This is a genomic window from Arthrobacter sp. SRS-W-1-2016, from assembly GCF_002009585.1.
Classification (GTDB): Bacteria; Actinomycetota; Actinomycetes; order Actinomycetales; family Micrococcaceae; genus Arthrobacter; species Arthrobacter bambusae_A.
This window is the reverse complement of record NZ_MTPV01000071.1, coordinates 1-20,696: the sequence shown is the minus strand read 5'-3', so window position 1 is coordinate 20,696 and position 20,696 is coordinate 1. Positions and strand designations below refer to the sequence as shown.

The following is a 20,696-nucleotide window of genomic DNA, read 5'->3' as shown; positions in this document are numbered from 1 at the left end:
ATCCCCAATGTGGAGGACAAGTCGCGGCTTACTGCTCCTTGGTGACCCGTTTCAGGTCGTCAGCCGCCAGCTCCAGAAGCGACCCCAACTGGATGACGCGTTCCTCAGTGATATCACCCGCTGCATGTGCCGCCTTGGCTTCGTCGAGCAGCCGCTGGGCTTCCTTGAGGTTGGCGCGCGCGACGTCCAGGGCGTGTTCCAAGGTTGTTTCGTGTTCCAGAATCTTTTCGCTGTCCATGCCGTCCATTCTTGTCAGGTTTCCCGGCTGATGCCAGCGCATCAGCCGGGAATACCCTGTGTCTTTCCTGACCCGGCCAAGGCCGTTCAGACGCCGGCGGGCTCCAATGTTGCCTTGGGCTCAAGGTCAACAGCGACGCCGCGTGCCGGGAACGACGGCGGGTTCACGCCGGCCATTTCTTCCATGACGCGCACTACCTGGCAGGAGTAGCCGAATTCGTTGTCGTACCAGACGTAGACCACGAGGTGCTTGTCGGTGGCGATGGTGGCCAGACCGTCGACGATGCCTGCCCGGCGGGAGCCCACAAAGTCCGTGGAGACGACCTCGGGTGAGTCGATGAAGTCGATCTGCTTCCGCAGCTCCGAGTGCAGGGACATCTCGCGGAGGTAGTTGTTGACTTCCTCCTTCGTGGTTCCCTTTTCAAGGTTCAGGTTCAGGATGGCCATCGACACGTCCGGGGTGGGAACGCGGATCGCGTTGCCGGTCAACTTGCCCTGCAGTTCCGGGAGGGCCTTCGCCACTGCCTTGGCCGCACCCGTTTCGGTGATGACCATGTTCAAGGCGGCGGAGCGGCCGCGGCGATCGCCCTTGTGGAAGTTGTCGATCAGGTTCTGGTCGTTCGTGAACGAGTGCACCGTTTCCACGTGGCCGTGGATGACGCCGAACTTGTCGTTGAGCGCTTTGAGCACGGGCGTGATGGCGTTCGTGGTGCAGGACGCCGCGGTGACGATCGTGTCCGTGTCCTCGATGGAGGTGTGGTTGATGCCGTGGACGATGTTCTTCAGATCGCCCTTGCCCGGAGCCGTGAGCAGCACCCGGGCCACACCCTTGCTCTGCAGGTGCTGGGACAGGCCCTCGGCGTCGCGCCAACGGCCCGTGTTATCGACCACCAGGGCATCCTTGATGCCATAAGCCGTGTAGTCGACAGTGGAGGGGTTGTCCGAGTAGATGACCTGCACCTGGACACCGTTGGCCGTAATCGTGTTGGCGGCCTCGTCCACGCGGATGGTGCCTTCGAAGGAACCGTGCACGGAGTCGCGGCGCAGCAGGCTGGCACGCTTGACGAGGTCGTTCTCCGCGCCCTTGCGGACCACGATCGCGCGCAGCCGCAGGCCGTGCCCGCCGCCGGCCTTTTCGATCAGGAGGCGGGCCAGCAGGCGGCCGATGCGGCCGAAACCGTAGAGCACGACGTCGGTGCTGGTCCGGTCGTCCGCGCCGCGGCGCCCGACAACTTCGGCAAGTTCGGCGCGGAGGAAGTCCTCCAAGGGCGTTCCCGCAGCCTCGGCCTTGTACTTCTCGTTCAGGCGGGCGATGTCGATCGCAGCAGCCCCGAGGTCAAGTTCGGCGAGGATGTTCAGCAGAGGCGCGGTTTCTTCGAGACGAAGTTCGTCCTTGCTCATCCGCCGCGCAAACCGGTGGGCTTTCAGGATGTTCATCGACGACTTGTTGATCAAACTGCGCCCGTGGATGCTCGTCACCACGTTGTTCTCACGGTACAGCCGGCCGATCACCGGAATCATGGCCTCGGCCAGCGCTTCGCGGCCCATCCACGTATCAAGACAAGAATCTGATGACTGGCTCACAGAACTACCTTCCTAGGGTCAGCTACATACGTCCTCGTACGTAGATGGCGGCCGCCCGGAGTAATCCTGCGGCACTGGCATCGGCGGGACTTCGGTCTGCCCGGACACCTCGAACGCTGCAAAGAAAAACCGCCGGCTGCGAACGCAGAACCGGCGGTGGAACTTCTACGTTCACTGTCCATTCTAAGGTCTGGCACCGGAGGCCTTGGCCGCCGGACTGCGTGAAATCACTCACACAAGGCTGAGGGATGGGTTGACCGATACGCCGGGTTCTGTCCTCCCGCGCCGTTGCCGGCGAAGGAGTGGCGACCATCCATCTACGAACGCCGTTGCCGACGCCCTCCAGCGGCCTACCCGGACACTCGGGCGAGCAGCCCTCGATCGTGCCCTGTCTGGCCTTGCTCCGGGTGGGGTTTACCTAGCCTCCTTGGTCACCCAAGGAGCTGGTGGTCTCTTACACCACCGTTTCACCCTTACCTGCTGCCTGCCCGTGCTGGCACAAGCAGGCGCGGGCGGTCTGTTCTCTGTGGCACTGGCCTGCGGGTTACCCCGAGTGGGCGTTACCCACCACCCTGCCCTGTGGAGCCCGGACGTTCCTCGAGCCACTCACGTGGCGCGCGGCCGCCTAGTCAACCCATCCGCCGTCCAGTCTACCGGCGTCGGGCGCTCCGTATTTCCGGAAGGCCCTCCTGGGCTGCACGTCTGACAGATGGCCCGCTTAATGCAGCTAATATCGACTGGTGCTGATCCTGCTGCCGCCCTCCGAAGGCAAGACCCCCGCTGAGAAGGGCTCCGCCGTCGAATGGGAGTCCCTGAGCTTTCCCGAACTCAACAGCTACCGGGCCAAAGTGCTCGACGCGCTGGGCCTGGTCAGCGCGCATGAGGACGCCCTCGCCCTCCTGGGGGTGGGCGCCTCGTTGAAGGACGACGTCGAACGCAATACCCGGCTCCACGACGAACCCGCGGCCCCGGCCCACCAGGTGTATTCCGGGGTTCTCTACGACGCGCTCGGCTACAAGACCCTGGCACCGGCGCAGCGCCGCAAAGCGGTCGAGTCGATCCTCGTAGTGTCCGCCCTGTGGGGTGCCATCGGCTTCGGCGACCGTGTGCCCGCCTACCGCTTGTCCATGGGAACGGCACTGCCCGACGTCGGGCGCCTCGCGTCGTTCTGGAAGCCGCAGCTCACGCAGGCCCTCGCCTCGCGCGTGGAGGGCGAGCTGCTGGTGGATTGCCGGTCCAGCACTTATGCCGCGGCTTGGGCCCCGCCCGCCGCGCAGACGGTCTCCGTCAACGTCTTTTCCGAGTCCCATGGAAAGCGCACCGTGGTCAGTCACTTCGCCAAGCACACCCGCGGCGAACTGGCCAGGCACTTGTTAAGCCGTCGAGACAAGGCACCCGGGACCCCCGGACAGTTACTTAAGGCCGCCTCGGAAAAATGGACGGCGGAGTTGACTGAAGGCACGGCGCGCAAGCCGCACACCCTCAGCATCATCCTCCCCAACTAGCTAGCAGCAAGTGTCGTTTTGACGCCTGAAAACGACATTAACTGCGAGTCAGTCGGGATTAACGGCGAGTCAGTCGGGTGGGCCGGTCAGTTGGGTGGGGAACAGGCGGTTAGTTCCATTCGGCGGAGCGCACCAGGATGCAGCCGGAATCGGGACAGAACACGATCTCGTCCTCGGCCGCAGCCTTGACCTCGGCAAGGTCGCCGGGGCTGAGGGTCATTCCCGAGCCTTCGGACTTCCCGTGGAAGAGCCTGGCGGCCCCCACGCCACGCCTGGCGAGGGTCTTTTCGTAAATGGCCACCATCCCGGCGTCGAGCCCTTCGGCGAAGTCGGACCGCTGGGCGCGCACGTCGGCCTCTTCGGCAACAATCTGGGCGATCGCGGCGTCCAGCTCGGCACGGATCCCGGAGAACGAGCCCTGGATGTCATCGACGATCTGCTGTTGCGCGGCTTGGCGCTCCCTGAGTCCGTCCAAGCGTTCCAGGATTTCCAGCTCGACATCCTCGAGGTCCGACCGGCGCTTGTTCAGTGACGCGATATCGCTTTGCAGCGCGACGAGGTCCTTGGAGAGCCCGGTGCCGCTGTTCAACCTGGCTTCGTCCCGCTCAATGCGCCCGGCCACTTGCTCGACGTCGGCCTCTGACCTGCGGAGCTCGGCTTCGGCGTCGTGGACGGCAAGTTTCGCGGCCCCGAGCGCCCCGTTGGCCACGCTGAGGGCGTCCTGCAAATCGGTGATGCGCGGGTCCGTCTCCAACGTGCGGCGGCGGTTCGCCAGGGATTTGAGCTTCGCGTCCAACCCCTGCAGTTCGAGCAATTTCAACTGTTCCGCCGGTGCTGCCTTGGCCACGCTTACCTCCGCTTGATCGTGCCGGGGTTGGTCTTCAGCCCCAGCCAGGCCTTGGGCCTGCTTGTCTCGACTCTATCGCCTAGCGTGCTCCCCCGGCTTAGCCGGGAGTCAGAATGAAGTCCCACGGATCGCTGTTGATGGTTGCCACACGGATCTCGACGTCGTGGCCCTGGTCCGCGAGGACGTTGCCGAGCGCTTCGGCCGCGGCGGGAAGCCAGAGCCACTCGCTCGCGAAATGCGATACGTCAATGAGGTACGGCCGGCCGTCAACGGCGGCTTCGCGGGCCTCGGACGCCGGGTGGTGCCGCATATCGGCGGTGACGTAGATGTCCGCCTGGCTGGCGCGGACGGCGTCGAAGAGACTGTCGCCGGCACCCCCGCAGACGGCTACGCGGCGCACGAGCCCGTCCTTGTCCCCTGCGACCCGCACGCCTCCGGCCACGGAGGGCAGGATCTCGAACACCCGTGCGGCGAAATCTCCCAGGGTCATGAGTTCGGGCAGGTCCCCGACCCTGCCGATTCCCTCTTCCGGCAGGCCGTGGGCAGCAGGCGCCAGCGGAACCACGTTGTCCAGTCCGAAGGCGTCGGCGAGGACATCCGAAACGCCTCCGACGGCGGAGTCCCCGTTGGTGTGCACGGTCAGCAGACCGGTACCCGATTCAATAAGCCGATGGACCGCCAGGCCCTTGGCGCTCGTGGCAGCTACGGAGGTGACGCCTTTGAGCAGTAACGGGTGGTGCGCGACGAGGAGCTCGGCTCCCCATTCAATGGCCTCTTCAATCGCGGCGAGGGTCGGATCCACGGCGAACATGACCTTGGTGACCGTGGCGGTTGGCCGTCCGACCACCAGTCCGACCTCGTCCCATTCCTCGGCAAGCGATTCCGGCCAAAGCTCCTCCACTGCCAAGAGGACCTGACCGAGTGTTGGGCTACCTGGCGTCCCGGCCGCACCGTTCTCCGGTTCTTCGCCGGATCCTGTGTCTGCAACCGCGGTGTTCACAGCTTCCATGCATTACATTCTTGCGCATCCGGCGGCCAAGTCGCGCTTGCGGCCGCCCGACGGCTTGAGATTGTTCCCACCGGCCGGGTCACTGCCGTCACAGTCCCGTAAGGTTGTGCGGGAATCATCCAGGACTCCCGGCCATTGAAGAGATCATGAAAACTTTTGTACTTGGCGGAGGCTGCTTCTGGTGCCTCGACGCCGTCTATCAGAAGACCAAGGGCGTCAGTTCCGTGGTTTCCGGCTACACGGGCGGGCACATCCGCAACCCTGACTATTACGATGTCTGCTCCGGGATGACAGGCCACGCGGAGGTCGTCGCCGTGACTTTCGACGAGGACATCATCCCGGCGGACATCATCCTGGACATGTTCTTCGCCCTGCACGATCCCACCACGCTCAACCGCCAGGGATACGACGTCGGAACCCAGTACCGTTCCTCGATGTTCTACACCACCACGGAAGAAAAGATCCTCTTCGAAGAGGCCATCCTCCGGAACCAGGAACTGTGGTCCAAGCCGATTGTGACCGAGGTGAGCAGGCTGCCGGAGTTCTACGAAGCCGAGTCGATCCACCAGGACTATTACGCCAAGTTCCCCGAGCAGGGCTATTGCCAGGTCATCATCAACCCCAAGCTCGCCAAGGCCCGGAAATATTACTCTTCGTGGCTCCGCGCGTAGCAGCGTGTAGCACCGCTCGTTAGGCTGACCTCAGCAGTAGCTATTTCAGCGAATTCAGAGAATAGGCATGATTACATGGCACGGATCTACGACGACGTCACCCAGCTGATCGGCGGAACCCCCCTGGTCCGCTTGAACAGGCTCACCGAAGGCTTGGACGCCACGGTTGCCGTGAAGCTGGAGTTCTACAACCCCGCCAACAGCGTCAAGGACCGCATCGGCGTCGCCATCGTCGACGCCGCCGAGAAATCCGGTGCGCTGAAGCCGGGCGGCACCATCGTCGAAGGAACGTCGGGCAACACCGGCATCGCACTGGCCCTGGTCGGCGCGGCGCGCGGTTACAAAGTCATCCTGACCATGCCGGAAACCATGTCCACCGAGCGCCGCGTCATGCTGCGCGCCTACGGTGCCGAGATTGTCCTGACCCCGGGCTCCGAAGGCATGCGCGGCGCGGTCGAGAAGGCCCAGGAGATCGTCGCCAACACCGAGAACTCCATCTGGGCCCAGCAGTTCGCCAACGAGGCAAACCCGGCAATCCACCGCGCCACCACGGCCGAGGAAATCTGGGCAGACACCGAAGGCGGAGTGGACATCTTCGTCGGCGGCGTCGGCACGGGCGGCACCATCACCGGCGTCGGGCAGGTCCTGAAGGAGCGCAAGCCCGAAATCCAGATCGTGGCCGTTGAGCCCAAGGACTCTCCCATCCTGAACGGCGGCGCCGCCGGCCCCCACAAGATCCAGGGCCTCGGCGCAAACTTCATTCCGGAAATCCTGGACACCAACGTCTACGATGAGGTCCTCGACGCAACCCTCGAGGACTCCGTGGCCACCGCGCGTGCCCTCGGCACCAAGGAAGGCATCCTGGGCGGCATCTCGGCCGGTGCGGCCGTGTGGGGCGCGCTCGAGCTCGCGAAGCGTCCGGAGAACAAGGACAAGCTCATCGTGGCAATCGTTCCCGACTTCGGCGAACGTTACATCTCCACGGTGCTTTTTGACGACATTCGCGGCTGATTGCGGACCCCGCGCAACCGCTTTCTTTCATTTCCTGTAGAAAGGTCTTTGTGAGCTTCTTCGCAAGACTTATGGAGGACCTCGAGGCCGCCCGGTCACATGACCCGGCGGCCCGAGGTTCCTTTGAGAACTTTTTTGCCTACTCCGGCCTGCATGCCATCTGGGCCCACCGCCTGACGCACAAATTGTGGCAAAACCCCGAGCTGCGGTTCCCGGCACGGCTTATTTCCCAGCTTGCCCGGTTCCTGACCGGCATCGAGATCCACCCCGGCGCGACCATCGGCCGCAGGTTCTTCATTGACCACGGCATGGGGGTGGTCATCGGCGAGACCGCCGAGATCGGCGAAGACGTCATGATCTACCACGGTGTGACGCTGGGTGGACGTTCCTTGGCCAAGGTCAAGCGCCACCCCACCATCGGAGACCGCGTCACGATCGGGGCCGGGGCGAAGGTCCTTGGGCCCATCACCATCGGCGCCGACAGCGCCGTTGGCGCCAACGCCGTCGTGGTCAAGGACGCACCGCCTGAGTCGATCATCACCGGCGTTCCCGCAACATGGCGGCACCGCGACGCGAAGAGCGAAACCAAACCCGCCGTCGATCCCGCCGAGTACTACATCGAGTACCGGATCTAGCCGGAAAAGCGCTTGTAGGCGTTCCAGAAGACGTTGTCGAAGGCCCGGTCGGGAAGCACCCGGCGCAGGGCCAGGATGGTCCAGGCTCCCCTGCCCACCGGGTATCGGGTCCTGGGCCGGCGCGACGTTGCCGCGTGAAGGATAGCGCCCGCCACCACACGCGGGTGCGTTGACAGCGCGGTTCCCGATGTCGATGCCAAAGCGGCCGCCACGATCCGGGCCTGCTCGCGATATGGTCCATGTCCCGAAACCGTCAGCAGGCTCTCCCCCGCGATGGTTCCCCATTCCGTGTCCGTACCGGCAGGCTCGATGATTGCCACATCAATGCCATGGGGTTTCAGTTCCAGGCGCAGGGAGTCGCTCATGCCCTCGACGGCGAACTTCGTTCCGTGGTACCAGGCGCCGAGGGGTTCGTACATTTTGCCGCCGATCGAGGAGACATTGATGATCCTGCCGGACCCCGCAGCCCGCATCGCGGGGATCACCAGCTGCGACATCCGGGCGAGACCGAAGACGTTGACTTCGAACTGGCGCCGGCCTTCGTCCAGCGGCACCTCTTCCAAGGAACCGTAGGAGCCGTATCCGGCGTTGTTGACCAGAACGTCGATCCGTCCCTGCTCGGCCATGACGAGGTCCACGGCGGCCTTCATCGAGGCATCCTCAGTGACGTCGAGCGACAACACCTTGATTCCGTGGGCCTTCAGCGGCTCCATTTTTTCGACCCGCCGCGCCCCCGCGTACACGACCATTCCTGCTTTGCTGAGCTTGATGGCGGCTTCGAAACCGATCCCGGTTGATGCACCGGTGACAAATGCGACGCGTTGCGGCATGGACTGCTCCTCGTGTGGCGTGTGGCGATTTCTTTCGGACCTGGCTACGGCAAAGGCCGGCGCCTCCACAGTATCGGGGAAGTGCCGGCCTTAGCCGTGAACCGAGTGGGGCCTGCCCCAATCGCTAGTGGGTGTCGACTGCCGAGACCTCGGACTTGTCTTCGCCCCACAGGGTGTGGAAGGTGCCTTCGGCGTCAACGCGGCCGTAGGTGTGCGCACCGAAGAGGTCGCGCTGTCCCTGGATGACCGCTGCAGCGAGGCGCTTGCGGCGAAGCCCGTCGTAGTAGGCCAGCGAGGAGGAGAACACGGGAACCGGGATGCCCAGCTGGACGGCCGTGGCCACCACGCGGCGCCATGCCGGGAGCGCGCCGGCGATCGCCTTGGTGAAGGCCGGGGCGAACAGCAGGTTGGCGGGCTTCTCCTCGGCTGCGTAGGCGTTGGTGATTTCCTTGAGCAGCTCAGCGCGGATGATGCAGCCGCCGCGCCAGAGCGAAGCGATTTCGTCGAGCTTGAGGTCCCAGCCGTATTCCTTCGCGGCCGAGGTCAGCATGTCCAGGCCCTGGGCGTAGGAAACCAGCTTGGAGGCGTAGAGCGCCTGCCGGACGTCCTCGACGAAGTTCTCCGGGATTTCGACGGCGATTTCCTCGCCGGCGAGGAGCTCCTGGCCGAGCTTGCGCTGCTCCGCCTGGGAAGAGAGGGCTCGTGCGAAGACGGACTCTGCGATTCCGGAAACCGGGGAACCGAGCTCGAGGGCGGAGATGACCGTCCAGCGGCCGGTGCCCTTCTGGCCGGCAGCGTCCACGACGACGTCGACGAACGGCTTGCCCGTCTTGGCGTCGACGTGGCCCAGGACCTCTGCGGAGATTTCGATCAGGAAGGAAGCGAGTTCGCCCTTGTTCCATTCGGTGAAGATCCTGGACTGCTCGGCCGGTTCGATGCCGGCGCCGGAGCGGAGGAGATCGAAGGCTTCGCCGATGACCTGCATGTCTGCGTATTCGATGCCGTTGTGGACCATCTTGACGAAGTGTCCGGCACCGTCGGTGCCGATCCAGGCGCAGCACGGCTTGCCGTCAACCTTGGCGGAGATCTTTTCGAGGAGCGGGCCCAGGGCGTCGTAGGACTCCTTGGAACCGCCGGGCATGATGGAGGGGCCGTTGAGGGCACCCTCTTCGCCCCCGGAAACGCCGACGCCTACGAAGTGCAGGTCCTTCTCGGCCAGCGCGGATTCGCGGCGGCGGGTGTCCTCGTAGTGCGAGTTGCCGGCGTCGATCACGATGTCACCGGGTTCCAGCAAGGGAACGAGCTGGTCGATGACGGCGTCAACCGGCTTGCCGGCCTTCACCATGATCAGGACACGGCGGGGCTTCTCGAGGGAGTCCACGAGTTCCTGGAGGGTTTCCGTGCGGATGAAGTCGCCGTCCGTGCCGTGCTTGGCCAGCAGGGCGTCGGTCTTTTCGACGGAGCGGTTGTGCAGGGCAACGGTGAAGCCGTTGCGGGCCAGGTTGCGGGCCAGATTGGCGCCCATCACCGCGAGGCCGGTGACACCGATGTGTGCTGACATCAAAACTCCAATTCATTCTTGTGCATCGAGTCCTGCTAGGAGCGAGGAAACGCTTTCTAGGGCAGTAGCTGGAATAAACCATACGTATTCGGACCACGTCTGGGAAAGTTGAGCCCACGTTTTGGAAACGTCCGCGTCACAAAAGAGTCTATGTTGCTGGCCAGCGGTGTGGGGAGTTCCCCGGGCCCGGGCTTCCGCTGGCGGAGTGCCCGCCGCCACTATGCTTACGACTATGTCAACCAGTCTCCACTACCGCGCTGTCGAGCATCTGGGTACCCGGATCGTCGGCGGTAAGCTCCCCACCGGCCACGTCATGCTGGCTGAGCACCTTGAGGAGGAGCTCAAGGTGTCACGCTCGGTGGTGCGGGAAGCCGTCAGGGTATTGCAGTCTTTGGGGCTGGTGGAAACCATCAAGCGTGTCGGCATCCGGGTCCTCCCCGCGGACCGCTGGAATCCCTTCGATCCGCTGGTGATCCGCTGGCGGCTGGCCGGAGAAGGGCGTGGCGCACAGTTGCGCTCCCTCGCCGAACTCCGCTCCGCCGTCGAGCCCGTGGCCGCGGAACTGGCCGCGGAAAACGCTCCGGAGTCCCTGCGCAGCGAGCTGTTGGACATTTCCCTGGCCATGCGTGATGCGGGCCGCGCGGGCGACATGCCCACCTTCCTGGACCTCGACATCCGCTTTCACGCCCTGGTGCTCTCCGGTTCCGGCAATGAAATGTTCGCGAACCTGATCGGCCAGGTCACCGAGACCCTCACCGGCCGGACCGTTCACGGGCTCATGCCCGAACATCCGAAGGAAGCGGCCCTGCAATGGCATCTGGATGTTGCCCAGGGCATCCGGGACGGAGACGGCGACAAGGCCCGCGAGGCCTCCTCCAACATCATGCGGGAGACCATCGCGGACCTGTCACCGGGCTGGGAAGGCCAGCCACGGGTGTTCGTTCCAGTCGAGCGGCGCTAACGGCTGAACGTCCGCGCCGCCCGAGAACCTAGGCCACAGGCTGGAAGTTCAGGAGGACTTTCCCCGATTCGGCCGAGTTCCTGGCCACTTCGAAGGCCTCCAGGCCCCGGTCCAGCGTGAATTCGTGGGTGACCACCGGATCAACATAGAGCGAACCGTCCGCGAGCGCCGCAATGACCTCGTCGATCTCGTCGTTGAAACGGAAGGATCCGAGCAGTTCGAGCTCGCGGGTGATGGCCAGCGAAATGAAGACCGGCTGCGGTCCGGAGGGCAGCAACCCGACCATGACCACCTTCCCGCCGCGTACCGCACCCTTGATGGCCGAGGCCAGTCCGAAGTGGCTGCCGGAGGACTCGATGACGACGTCGGCCTCCACTGCGGCGATGGCCTCCGCATCGTCGCCCTTGAGGACCTCGTCCGCGCCCACCGCACGCGCGATCTCAAGAGGCTTGTCATGCATGTCGACGGCCACGATCCGGGTCGCACCCGCGCGTTTGAGGACGGCAACTGCCAGCGCGCCGATCGGACCGCTTCCGATCACCAAGGCTGTCTTGCCGGCCACGTCCCCTGCGCGGGCGACGGCGTGCCAGGCAACGCTGGCCGGCTCCACAAGCGCCGCCGTGCGCAAGTCCAGCGTGGCCGGAAGCGCCCGGAGCATGCGGGAGGGCAGGGTGGCGTAGCGGCTGAAGGCTCCGTCCGTGTGCGGGTACCGTGCGGCACTTCCGAGGTAGGTGCAGCCCGGCGAGAGGTTGGGCCGGTCTTCCGGGTACTTGGCGGCACCCGGGGCCGGAGTCGCCGGGTGCACCGCGACGGCGGTTCCGGCGGCCGGTCCGCTGCCATCGGCGGCCTGCTGGACGACTGTGCCGACGATTTCGTGGCCGAGGACCATCGGGGCCTTGAGGATTGACTCCCCCGCGGCGCCATGGAGCCAGTAGTGCAGGTCCGAGCCGCAGATGCCGCCGTAGGCGATCTCGACGACGGCCTGGTCAGGGGTGGGAACAACGAGGGCTATGTCCTCGATGCGAAGGTCGCCGGCGGCGTGGGCCACCACCGCGGGTGAAGACTGGGGAAGCTGGAAATCGCTCATTAGACGACCACCGTCATTCCGCCGTCGACGAAGATCGTCTGGCCGTTGACGAAGTTCGACGCCTCCGAGGCAAGCCATACCGCCGGCCCGGCGAGATCCGCCACGGTGCCCCATCGGTGGGCCGGCGTCCGGCCAAGGATCCAGGAGTTGAAGTCGGGATCGTCCACGAGGTTCTGGGTCATCTCGGTGTGGATGTAGCCCGGTGCGATGCCGTTGATCTGAAGGCCGGAGGCCGCCCACTCGGCCGTCATGGCGCGTGTCAGGTTGCGCAGGCCGCCCTTGGCAGCGACATAGGGGGCGATCGTGGGGCGTGCCAGGTCGGTCTGCACCGAGCAGATGTTGATGATCTTGCCGCGGCCCCGCGGGATCATGTGGCGGGCGGCTTCGCGTCCTACGAGGAAGGCGCTGGTCAGGTCGGTGGTGATGACCCGCTCCCAGTCCTTCACATCCAGGTCCAGCATCGGCACGCGGTGCTGGATTCCCGCATTGTTGACGAGGATATCGAGCGGGCCGACGTTCTCCTCGACCCAGGCAATGCCCCGGGCTGCTTCGGTGTCGCTCGTGACGTCGAACGCACAGCTGTGGATGCGCCCGGGCCCGAAGTCCGCCGCCATGGCGGCTTCCGCGTCCTTGAGCCGTTCCGTGTTGATGCCGTTGAGGACAACGGTGGCACCGGCGTCGGCCAATCCGCGGGCCAGCGCGTTGCCGATGCCGCGGCTGGATCCTGTAACGAGCGCAACGCGCCCGGTGAGATCGAAGAGTCCACTCATGGTTGTTTCCTTACTTAGTTCGAAGGGCTTAGGGAAGAGTCGCTGAGGTTGGCGATGGCTTGGCGGACAACTGCGAGGTCCTGGTCGCCAAGTCCCTGATCGATCAGTTCGCGGTAGAGTTCGACGCCGGCTGTCGCCATCGGGACGGCGGCGCCGGCCGCTTCAGCACTTTGGAGGACGAACGTGAGGTCCTTGTGCATGAACTTCGCGGGACCTGTGGGCGCGTAATCCTTGGCTGCGAGGCGCGGGCCGACAAACTCCAGGACCCGGCTTCCGGCGAGTCCGCCAGCCAGGACCTCGAAGAGGGCAGAAGCATCCATGCCCGAGCGCTCGGCGAGTTCAGCGGCTTCCGCGAGCGCCGCCGTGGTGGTCCCGACGATCAATTGGTTACAGGCCTTCGCGAGCGAACCGGCGCCCAGCTTGCCCATCCGGCGGACGGTGGTTCCCATGGATTGGAGGAGGGGCAGCGATCGCTTGAAGTCTTCTTCGGTGGCTCCGACCATGATGGCGAGCGTGCCGTCCTGCGCGCCTTTGGTGCCCCCGCTGACCGGGGCATCGACGACGACGGCGTTCCCGGCACTTGCGCTACGGACCGTCCGGCCGAATTCCTGCACGGCGGTCGGGGACACGCTGCTCATGATGACGATCGTGGTTCCGGGAAGCGGTGCGTCCGAGCGCCAGGAGTCGAGGAGCGGCGCGGCGGCATCCTGGATGTAGGAGAGATCCGGGAGCATGAAAATAATGACGGGTTGGTCACGGAGCCCGGCAACCGACTCCGAACGCGTTCCGCCGAGCGTCTCCAATTCGGCGAGCGCTTCGGAGGAGCGGTTCCACGCAGTGACCTCCCAGCCGTTGCCGAGCAGATTGGCGGCCATGGGGAAACCCATGAGCCCTAGCCCCACAAAACCTGCGGTCTTGGCGGTCATCTTTCGCATGCACCTCACTTCTTTGTGGTTCATCTTTCAAAAACTGTTCAATATCCTAGCCTCAATTCAGTATGATGAACACCATGACGACTGATGAACTCACCATCGCGATCGCTGTCCCGCTCGAAGCTGAGCATGTGGAGCGAATCCGCGCCGTAGATCCGAGCATTACGGTGCTCTACGAACCCGAACTGCTTCCTCCGGAACGCTTCCCGGCCGACCACTCAGGCGATCCGGACTTCAAGCGGACCCCCGAACAAGAGGAACGCTACTGGTCGATGTTGAACAAGGCCCAGATCCTCTACGGCTTCCCCAACGAGAATCCGGCCGGCCTGGCACGCATCGCGCAAAGCAACCCGCACCTGCAGTGGATCCACGCCATGGCCGCAGGTGCCGGTGGCGCCGTGAAGGCTTCCGGCCTCGACAGCGAGACCCTGCAGAAGTTCAAGGTCACCACGTCCGCAGGCGTGCACGCGCTTCCGCTGGCTGAATTCGCGGCCCTGGGCATCCTCAACGGGTTCAAGCGGAGCGGGGAACTTGCCCAGGACCAGGCTGCGAAGGTCTGGCCCGAGCTGCGCACCCCCACCAAACTTGTGAACGGCTCCAAGCTGGTCATCACGGGCCTCGGCGAAATCGGCCTCGAGACCGCCCGCATCGCCCGCGCCCTTGGAATGAAGGTGAGCGGAACCAAGCGGAACGTCGAAGCGATCGAAGGAATCGACGAGGTCGCGGACAACGATGGCCTGCCGGGCCTCCTGGCCAGCGCCGACGCCGTCGTCAACACGCTCCCCGGCACGCCCTACACGGAGAAACTCTTCAACCACGACGTCTTCTCGGCGATGAAGCGCGGCACGGTTTTCGTCAACGTTGGGCGTGGAACCGTGGTTGACGAAGAGGCGCTCCTCGAAGCCCTGGACAACGGCCAGGTGTCCTACGCCTGCCTGGACGTCTTCGCCGTCGAGCCGCTCCCCCAGGACAGCCCGCTGTGGAACCACCCGAAGGTCATGGTCTCCCCGCACACGTCGGCGCTCAGCGCTGCGGAAAACCGGCTCATCGCTGAGCGCTTCGCCAGCAACTTGCGCACGTTCCTCGACGGCGGGGAGCTCCCCCACCTTGTGGACACGGTGCACTTCTACTAAACCGCCGACTTTCCCAGCGCCAAAGCGGCCCCTCCGGTATTCCGGAGGGGCCGCTTTGCTGTGTGTGGCGGGCTCGCCGGGGTCGTGGGTTTGCTGGCGGGGCGGTGCACGAAAAAGCGGCGGCCCCTTCCGAACTTCGGAGGGGACCGCCGCTGCGTACGTCAGGTACGGTGATCCTTACTTCGCGTCCTCCAGGGAAAGGAGGTCACGGCCGGCAGTTTCCGGGGTGAAGAACGTGGTGACGTATGAAATCAGGGCCAGCACCAGCGAGTAGACCGCCAATACCACCCAGGAGTTGCCCGTCGCGGCAAGCAGGGTGGCACCGAAGACGGGAACCAAGCCGCCGGCCAGAACGGCAGACAGTTCACGGCTCAAAGCCACGCCGGTGAAGCGATACTGCGAACCGAACAATTCCGGCAGCAGCGGGCACTGTGGGCCAAGCATGGACTGCACACCGAGGGCGATACCAACGACCATGACGGCCCACACAAGGGTGACGTTGCCAAGAGTCACGAGGTAGAAAGCAGGAATAGCGAAGACAGCCTGGAACAGGGCTCCGTAGCGGTACACTTTCACTCGCCCAATCCGGTCCGACAAGGCGCCGAACGTCACCACCATGACGGCGGCGAATCCTGCTGCGATCAGCAGGCCGACCGGGCCAATGAACTTGTCGCCCGGAAAGACGCCTTCCTTGACGGAAATGAAGGAGATGAGAAGCGTTCCGTAGATGGACGAGTTGCCGTTTTCGCCCATGCGGAGGCCGATGCCGATCAACACGTTCTTCTTGGAGTGCCTCAGAAGTTCGCCAACGGGGTTCTTCACCACATTCTTGTGCTTCTCCAGCTCCTGGAACACCGGGGTTTCCTTCAGCCTGAGACGGATGAAGAGAGCCACGACGATCAGGACGAAGCTGGCAAGGAACGGAACACGCCACAGCCAGCCTTCAAGCACGCTTTTGTTGGCCATGCCAATCAGCGCGAAGGTACCGGCGCCAAGGAGGGTTCCGAGCTGGATTCCGACGAAGGGCAGCGAAGCGAAGTAACCACGGCGCTTGGCCGGAGCCACTTCGGAGATCAGGGTTGTTGCGCCCGCCTGCTCGGCTCCGGCGCCGAGGCCCTGGACGATACGAAGCGCCACGAGCAGGACGGCGCCAAGCATGCCCGCTTGATCGAACGTCGGGAGCAAGCCGATTGCGAAGCTTGCGAGGCCCATCATGCCGATGGTCATCAGGAGAACCATCTTGCGGCCGAAGCGGTCTCCGATGAATCCGAAGAGGACGCCACCGAAGGGGCGCGCCGCGAATCCGACGCCGTAGGTGGCGAACGACGCGATCAACGCGCCGCTGTCTCCCAAGGGCTTGAAGAACAGCGGCCCGAAGATCAGGGCCGAAGCCAGACCGTAAATGTAGAAGTCGTAGTACTCCAGAGCGGATCCTACGGAGCTGGCAAGAGTTGCCCTTCGCAGCTGTTCCGGCTCAACTACCGCGCCGTCCGTGTCAGCAAGCTTTGTCATAGTACGAGTTGTCACAAGCACTCCCTCAAGAACACCCCAGACCCCCGTTGGCCTGGCGAGATAGTGTCAGCCACCATGGCGTGAATCACTATATTGAACAGAGTACAGTACGTTGTACAAGTTTCAAGTGGTGTAATCAGATTTAATTATGACCCCGGCCGGGCGGCCAGATCGGTTAGCCCATCGGGTTGCCCAGCGAGTGGGCGAGCTCCTTGAGTTCCTTGACCATGAGGGCAGCCTGCTCCTCGGAAAAGGTGGCTTTCAGGGCTGTCACCGAGAGACCAAGGCTTGGGCCGTGTGCCCCGTGGGTCGGGACGGGCACGGCAAGGCAAACCACGCCGAGAGTGGATTCCTCGTCCTCCAAGGCGTAGCCCTGCTTGCGGATCGCAGCCACCTGGGCCTTGAGCTCAGCGGCGCTCCGGAGGGACTTCGGGGTCATGACAGGGAGTTCCACGTCGTCCGGGAACATTGCTTCGATGTCATGATCGTGAAGCTGGGCCAGGAGGACCTTGCCGACGGCGCTCAGGGAAAGCGGCATTTTGTCGCCGATGTTCGACGTGAGCCGGACGGCCGGGTGCCCTTCGTAGCGCGCCAAGTAGATGATGTGATCGCCGTCGATCATCGCAATCCGCACTGTTTCGCCGGAGAGTGTTGGCGCCTGTTCGCAGAACTTGTAGAACTCCTGGACTTCGTCGAGCCGGCTCAGGTAGGCGGCACCAAGTTCAACCAGCTTCCGGCCGAGCGAAAACTCGGCACCTTCGCGGGTTATCAGCCGGGCTTCCTCAAGGGCCATCAACAGGTTTGACGTGGAAGATTTCGGAATCCCCAGCTCCCTTGAAAGATCGCTGAGGGTCAGCCTGCCCGAAGGCGCCTCCGCCAAGGCATCCAGGACCGCGGCAGCGCGGGTCACGGCAGGCGCCGGCGAAGAGCTCCCCAATCCTTCGGCGGAACGGGGGGTGCGGGAATCGGCCATGATTCTCCTTCGCAATCGTGCGTCTGGCGCAGAGTGGGCGCGTGCCAAGCAGAAACGCTACCCGGGGGCAGCGGAACTCCGATCCGCGGCAATCACGCTTGTTCAATCCACTGAACAACCACCATCATAGTGGCTTGGTGCCGGGATGAGACTCGCCGGACGGAGAATGGCTTCCTTTCCATATCCAGAAATTCTCTGTATATTCATCTATGAGCTCTCCACCGCGGCATCCCCCAATAGTCGCGGTGGAGAGCTTTTCCAATTCCCCGCAGGGGATCAGGCGCAAAGCTAGTCCTGCTGCCGCCAAGGAGTGAGCCGTGGCAGCCAACGCGGAACGTTGGCCCGGTAGTCCTCATACTCGGCGCCGAACTTGCGGGCAAGCGTCGGTTCCTCATACAGCCTCACGAAAGCCACCACGGGAACTGCGCCTAGCGCCGCCAGCCCGAACAGCCTTGGCTGTCCCAGCAAGAGGCCCTGTCCGGTGATCGCGGCGCCGATGCCCACGTAGATGGGGTTCCGCACGAACCTATAGAAACCGGTGACCACAAGGTTCTTCGGCGGCGCAAAGGGTGCCGGCGTGCCTATTCCTTCAAGGGCGAATCGCGCAAACGAATTGGTGATCACGGCCGCGCCGGCGCCGATCAACAGAACGCCTGCGCACTGGGCCGGCAATCCGCCGGGTACGGGCTGTTGCACTCTCCAACGGGTCACCATCCATGGCAACAGACCGGCGGCGGTAGCCGGGGCGACGGCAAACACCGCCGTACCGATTTTCGCCAGCCTCTTGTCGCGCGATGCATCTCCGGACGCTGTCATGCTGCCATTCTGAACCGGCAAACGACTGGCCACAACCATTGGGGCCCTAAGGCTCTGGAACAAATGAAAAGAGCCCCTTAGCTGCGTTTCCGCAGTTCAGGGGCTCTTCTTCTTGGTGGGTCCTACCGGGATCGAACCGATGACATCCACGGTGTAAACGTGGCGCTCTACCAGCTGAGCTAAAGACCCAAAACACTGATTTCGGCACCCTCGGCGCTTCAACCAACGAACATGTACTCTACCGGATCAAGCGCCCGGAACACTAATCGACTCGCTTGGACGGGAGCAGATCGGGAAGCTCAGCGGCAAGCCAGGCCAGCGCGCCGCTGACTCCTGCTTCCACTTTGAGATCCGCGAAACCGTCGCCGCGGGTCGGACCCCGATTGATGATCACTACCGGCTTGCCGAGTTTGGCTGCGTGCCGCACGAACCTCAGCCCGCTCATGACGGTCAACGAAGAACCCGCCACCAGCAGCGCCCCGGCTTCGTCCACCATGGAATAGGCGCGTTGCACCCGATCTTTGGGCACATTTTCACCGAAGTAGACGAAGTCGGGCTTGAGCGTTCCACCGCATACGGGACAGACAGCGACGACGAACGATCGAATGAGTTCGGGATCCTCCACCGAGGCATCGGCGTCCGGTGCCATTTCCACGACGCCGGAAGCCTGGGCGGCTTCGAGGAAGCCCGGATTGATTTCCTCAAGAATGGATGCCACGAGCCGCCGGGTGAAGACGTGCCCCTCGTCGAGGCAGATCACACGATCGTAGCGGCCATGCAGGTCCACCACATTGATGCTGCCGGCATCCTCATGCAGACGGTCCACATTCTGCGTGATGAGTCCCGTAAGCAGCCTGCGCCGCTCAAGGAGCGCGACGGCGGCATGCCCGGCGTTCGGGTCCGCGTGCCGGAGGTGGGACCATCCAAGGTGATTCCTCGCCCAGTAACGGCGCCGGTTCACAGGGCTTCCGATGAACTCCTGGAAGGTCATCGGATTCCGCGGTGCGGCTCCTGGGCCGCGATAGTCAGGTATGCCGGAGTCCGTGCTCAGGCCGGCTCCCGTCAAAACAGCAAGCCGCTTGCCCCCGAGAATCCCGGCGGCCTGGCCGAGAAGCTCCATCTCGCCTGGATCCAACTCAGCCGCGGGGGCCGGCGCAAGTATGGCGAAGCCAGTCATTCCGACGCCGGGCCGTGGGGCGCTCATCGACGCTAGGCCTGGCCGAGCGCGGACAATGCCTCGCGGTATTCCGCTAAGTCGCGTGCCTGGCCGCGCGGATTGACGACAACGTAGCGGACGATGCCCGCGGCATCAATGATGAATGTGCCCCGCAACGACATTCCGGTAGCGGCGTCAAACACGCCATACTTCTCGGCAACTTGTCCGTGCGGCCAGAAGTCCGCCAGGAGATCGAACTCGTAGCGTTCCTTGTCCGCGTACGCCCGCAAGGCGAACTTGCTGTCCACCGAAACTCCAAGGACTGTGGCGTTGGCGTGTTCGAAAATACCCAGATTGTCACGGATCTCACACAGCTCCCCGGTGCAGATTCCGGAGAAAGCGAACGGATAGAAGACCACCACCACGTTGCGGCCGCGGAGAGCAGACAAGCGAACCGGCTCCCCAAACTGGTTCACGAGCTCAAAATCCGGGGCCTCCTGACCCACAACGGGAACTCCCGGATGCAGTCCGGGAGGGCTCAACCTGGAGTGGGTCACTTGTTCTTCTTGCGTGCTACAAGCCGCGTGGCGCTCCAGTCCTTGGAGACGCCTGCGGAGGTGGTGCAATGCAAACCGGCAGTGGGAGCTGCGTCCTGGATATCCGAGGGTGAGACGTAGTTGTCACGGCCCGATTTGGGAGTCAGTACCCAGACCACGCCACCTTCACCCAAGGTGGTCAGTGAATCCACCAGTGCGTCGACAAGGTCTCCATCACCATCGCGCCACCAGAAAATGACCGCATCCACTACCTCGTGATCGTCTTCGTCAAGCAGCTCGGAACCTGTGAGTTCCTCAATGTCTTCACGCAAATCGAAATCGACATCATCGTCGTAACCGAGTTCCTGAATTAGATCCCCATCTTTGAAACCCAATCTTTCCGCCACATTTACCGATGTGGCGGCGTCGGCCTCGCTCACGTTTCCTCCTCTTGAAGTGATTTCGATTACTACAAGCCAACACCCTTTGGGCGTGTGCTTCAAGCCATTGTCCCGCGTTCCACCATAATCCGCGCCCCGGCCACAGCTAAAGCCATGGCGACGATCGGCGCTGTAGCCATGGCTGCAGCTACAACTGCCTACGATGTAACAGCTTGAGTGTGACATACAACGCCTTCACGACCGCGCGGCTACGCATCGCGGCTCGTACAAAGCTACAGTGGCCATTGAAGACTTTGGCTGCAGGGCAACCGCCCGCCGCGAATAGCGCAGCTCAAGCTCAAGAGAACCTGCCCGGCGCACATGACCGGGCTGTTGTAACCGATATGTCGCACACGCCGCGTTCATGACAGGCAGTTACCCTGCCGGACCTGAGGCGACGATGAATGCGCCAAAAGAGAGGTTGGACGTGGCTGCAGGAGAAGAGACCTCACACATCCTTAGCGGGTTGACTTCCCAGCTGCCTGATCGT

21 protein-coding genes, 1 tRNA gene and 1 other RNA gene are annotated in these 20,696 nt (G+C 63.7%); 6 read left to right on the top strand and 17 right to left on the bottom strand.

What is annotated here, in order from left to right:
• Positions 1-28: 28 nt before the first annotated feature.
• The 3 genes from BMF89_RS19190 to rnpB all read right to left on the bottom strand — a co-directional run bounded on the left by BMF89_RS19190 (position 29) and on the right by rnpB (position 2,458).
• Entirely contained in the window at positions 29-238 is a 210-nt protein-coding gene (locus BMF89_RS19190; protein WP_078108700.1) for a hypothetical protein, read from the bottom strand.
• A gap of 86 nt (positions 239-324) precedes the next feature.
• Positions 325-1,821: a glyceraldehyde-3-phosphate dehydrogenase gene (locus tag BMF89_RS19185; protein ID WP_078108648.1), complete on the bottom strand. Its 1,497-nt coding sequence runs from the start codon at positions 1,819-1,821 to the stop codon at positions 325-327.
• A gap of 245 nt (positions 1,822-2,066) precedes the next feature.
• An RNA gene (gene rnpB / locus BMF89_RS19180) (RNase P RNA component class A) lies at positions 2,067-2,458 on the bottom strand.
• A 103-nt stretch (positions 2,459-2,561) separates the two neighbouring features.
• Between rnpB and BMF89_RS19175 the strand changes: the two genes are divergently transcribed.
• Positions 2,562-3,326 carry a peroxide stress protein YaaA gene (locus BMF89_RS19175; RefSeq protein WP_078108647.1) on the top strand — a complete coding sequence of 255 codons (765 nt, stop codon included), beginning with the start codon at positions 2,562-2,564 and terminating at the stop codon, positions 3,324-3,326.
• A gap of 109 nt (positions 3,327-3,435) precedes the next feature.
• Here the strand turns inward: BMF89_RS19175 and BMF89_RS19170 are convergent, their stop codons facing one another.
• Both BMF89_RS19170 and BMF89_RS19165 read right to left on the bottom strand, forming a co-directional pair.
• Positions 3,436-4,173, bottom strand: coding sequence for a C4-type zinc ribbon domain-containing protein (locus tag BMF89_RS19170; RefSeq protein ID WP_078108646.1), 738 nt, complete (start codon positions 4,171-4,173; stop codon positions 3,436-3,438).
• 97 nt (positions 4,174-4,270) lie between these two features.
• Positions 4,271-5,182, bottom strand: coding sequence for a Nif3-like dinuclear metal center hexameric protein (locus BMF89_RS19165; RefSeq protein WP_078108645.1), 912 nt, complete (start codon positions 5,180-5,182; stop codon positions 4,271-4,273).
• Between the two features lie 146 nt (positions 5,183-5,328).
• Here BMF89_RS19165 and msrA point away from each other — a divergent pair, with 146 nt between their 5' ends.
• The 3 genes from msrA to epsC all read left to right on the top strand — a co-directional run bounded on the left by msrA (position 5,329) and on the right by epsC (position 7,499).
• On the top strand, positions 5,329-5,853 hold the full coding sequence (msrA, locus tag BMF89_RS19160) for a peptide-methionine (S)-S-oxide reductase MsrA (protein WP_059387765.1): 525 nt from the start codon (positions 5,329-5,331) through the stop codon (positions 5,851-5,853).
• Between the two features lie 75 nt (positions 5,854-5,928).
• Positions 5,929-6,864 carry a cysteine synthase A gene (gene cysK, locus BMF89_RS19155; RefSeq protein WP_078108644.1) on the top strand — a complete coding sequence of 312 codons (936 nt, stop codon included), beginning with the start codon at positions 5,929-5,931 and terminating at the stop codon, positions 6,862-6,864.
• A gap of 50 nt (positions 6,865-6,914) precedes the next feature.
• Entirely contained in the window at positions 6,915-7,499 is a 585-nt protein-coding gene (gene epsC / locus BMF89_RS19150) for a serine O-acetyltransferase EpsC (protein ID WP_078108643.1), read from the top strand.
• Here epsC and BMF89_RS19145 read toward each other — a convergent pair.
• Entirely contained in the window at positions 7,496-8,329 is an 834-nt protein-coding gene (locus BMF89_RS19145; protein ID WP_078108642.1) for an oxidoreductase, read from the bottom strand. The genes epsC and BMF89_RS19145 overlap by 4 nt on opposite strands.
• Before the next feature lie 124 nt (positions 8,330-8,453).
• Positions 8,454-9,890 (bottom strand): NADP-dependent phosphogluconate dehydrogenase, encoded by a 1,437-nt coding sequence (gene gndA / locus BMF89_RS19140; RefSeq protein ID WP_078108641.1) that lies wholly within the window; start codon positions 9,888-9,890, stop codon positions 8,454-8,456.
• A 232-nt stretch (positions 9,891-10,122) separates the two neighbouring features.
• On the opposite strand from gndA, the gene BMF89_RS19135 reads away from it, so the two are divergent.
• Entirely contained in the window at positions 10,123-10,851 is a 729-nt protein-coding gene (locus tag BMF89_RS19135) for an FCD domain-containing protein (RefSeq protein ID WP_078108640.1), read from the top strand.
• A gap of 28 nt (positions 10,852-10,879) precedes the next feature.
• Here BMF89_RS19135 and BMF89_RS19130 read toward each other — a convergent pair whose 3' ends face one another.
• Genes BMF89_RS19130 through BMF89_RS19120 form a run of 3 tightly spaced genes read right to left on the bottom strand, consistent with a single transcriptional unit; the run spans position 10,880 to position 13,634 of the window.
• Positions 10,880-11,938, bottom strand: coding sequence for an L-idonate 5-dehydrogenase (locus tag BMF89_RS19130; protein WP_078108639.1), 1,059 nt, complete (start codon positions 11,936-11,938; stop codon positions 10,880-10,882).
• A complete protein-coding gene (locus BMF89_RS19125; protein WP_078108638.1) occupies positions 11,938-12,708 on the bottom strand; it encodes an SDR family oxidoreductase in 771 nt (256 codons plus the stop codon). The genes BMF89_RS19130 and BMF89_RS19125 overlap by 1 nt, the downstream gene beginning before the upstream one ends.
• Before the next feature lie 14 nt (positions 12,709-12,722).
• Complete coding sequence (locus tag BMF89_RS19120; RefSeq protein WP_078108699.1) at positions 12,723-13,634, bottom strand: NAD(P)-dependent oxidoreductase; 912 nt, start codon at positions 13,632-13,634, stop codon at positions 12,723-12,725.
• A gap of 71 nt (positions 13,635-13,705) precedes the next feature.
• Between BMF89_RS19120 and BMF89_RS19115 the strand changes: the two genes are divergently transcribed.
• On the top strand, positions 13,706-14,773 hold the full coding sequence (locus BMF89_RS19115) for a D-2-hydroxyacid dehydrogenase (protein ID WP_078108637.1): 1,068 nt from the start codon (positions 13,706-13,708) through the stop codon (positions 14,771-14,773).
• A gap of 177 nt (positions 14,774-14,950) precedes the next feature.
• On the opposite strand, the gene BMF89_RS19110 is transcribed toward BMF89_RS19115, so the two are convergent.
• From BMF89_RS19110 to BMF89_RS19080, 7 genes are all read right to left on the bottom strand, one after another.
• Positions 14,951-16,285, bottom strand: coding sequence for an MFS transporter (locus BMF89_RS19110; protein WP_171983560.1), 1,335 nt, complete (start codon positions 16,283-16,285; stop codon positions 14,951-14,953).
• 175 nt (positions 16,286-16,460) lie between these two features.
• Positions 16,461-17,258, bottom strand: a complete 798-nt coding sequence (locus tag BMF89_RS19105) for an IclR family transcriptional regulator (RefSeq protein WP_078108635.1) — start codon at positions 17,256-17,258, stop codon at positions 16,461-16,463.
• 288 nt (positions 17,259-17,546) lie between these two features.
• The gene (locus tag BMF89_RS19100) at positions 17,547-18,074 is read right to left on the bottom strand and encodes an isoprenylcysteine carboxylmethyltransferase family protein (RefSeq protein ID WP_078108634.1); all 528 of its coding nucleotides are present in this window, start codon (positions 18,072-18,074) and stop codon (positions 17,547-17,549) included.
• Positions 18,075-18,187: 113 nt separating this feature from the next.
• A tRNA-Val gene (locus BMF89_RS19095) sits at positions 18,188-18,263 on the bottom strand.
• Positions 18,264-18,336: 73 nt separating this feature from the next.
• The gene (locus BMF89_RS19090; RefSeq protein WP_078108633.1) at positions 18,337-19,278 is read right to left on the bottom strand and encodes a Sir2 family NAD-dependent protein deacetylase; all 942 of its coding nucleotides are present in this window, start codon (positions 19,276-19,278) and stop codon (positions 18,337-18,339) included.
• Positions 19,279-19,283: 5 nt separating this feature from the next.
• Positions 19,284-19,772, bottom strand: coding sequence for a peroxiredoxin (locus tag BMF89_RS19085; RefSeq protein WP_139359746.1), 489 nt, complete (start codon positions 19,770-19,772; stop codon positions 19,284-19,286).
• Between the two features lie 11 nt (positions 19,773-19,783).
• Entirely contained in the window at positions 19,784-20,206 is a 423-nt protein-coding gene (locus tag BMF89_RS19080; RefSeq protein WP_078108631.1) for a DUF3052 domain-containing protein, read from the bottom strand.
• Between the last annotated feature and the right edge of the window lie 490 nt (positions 20,207-20,696).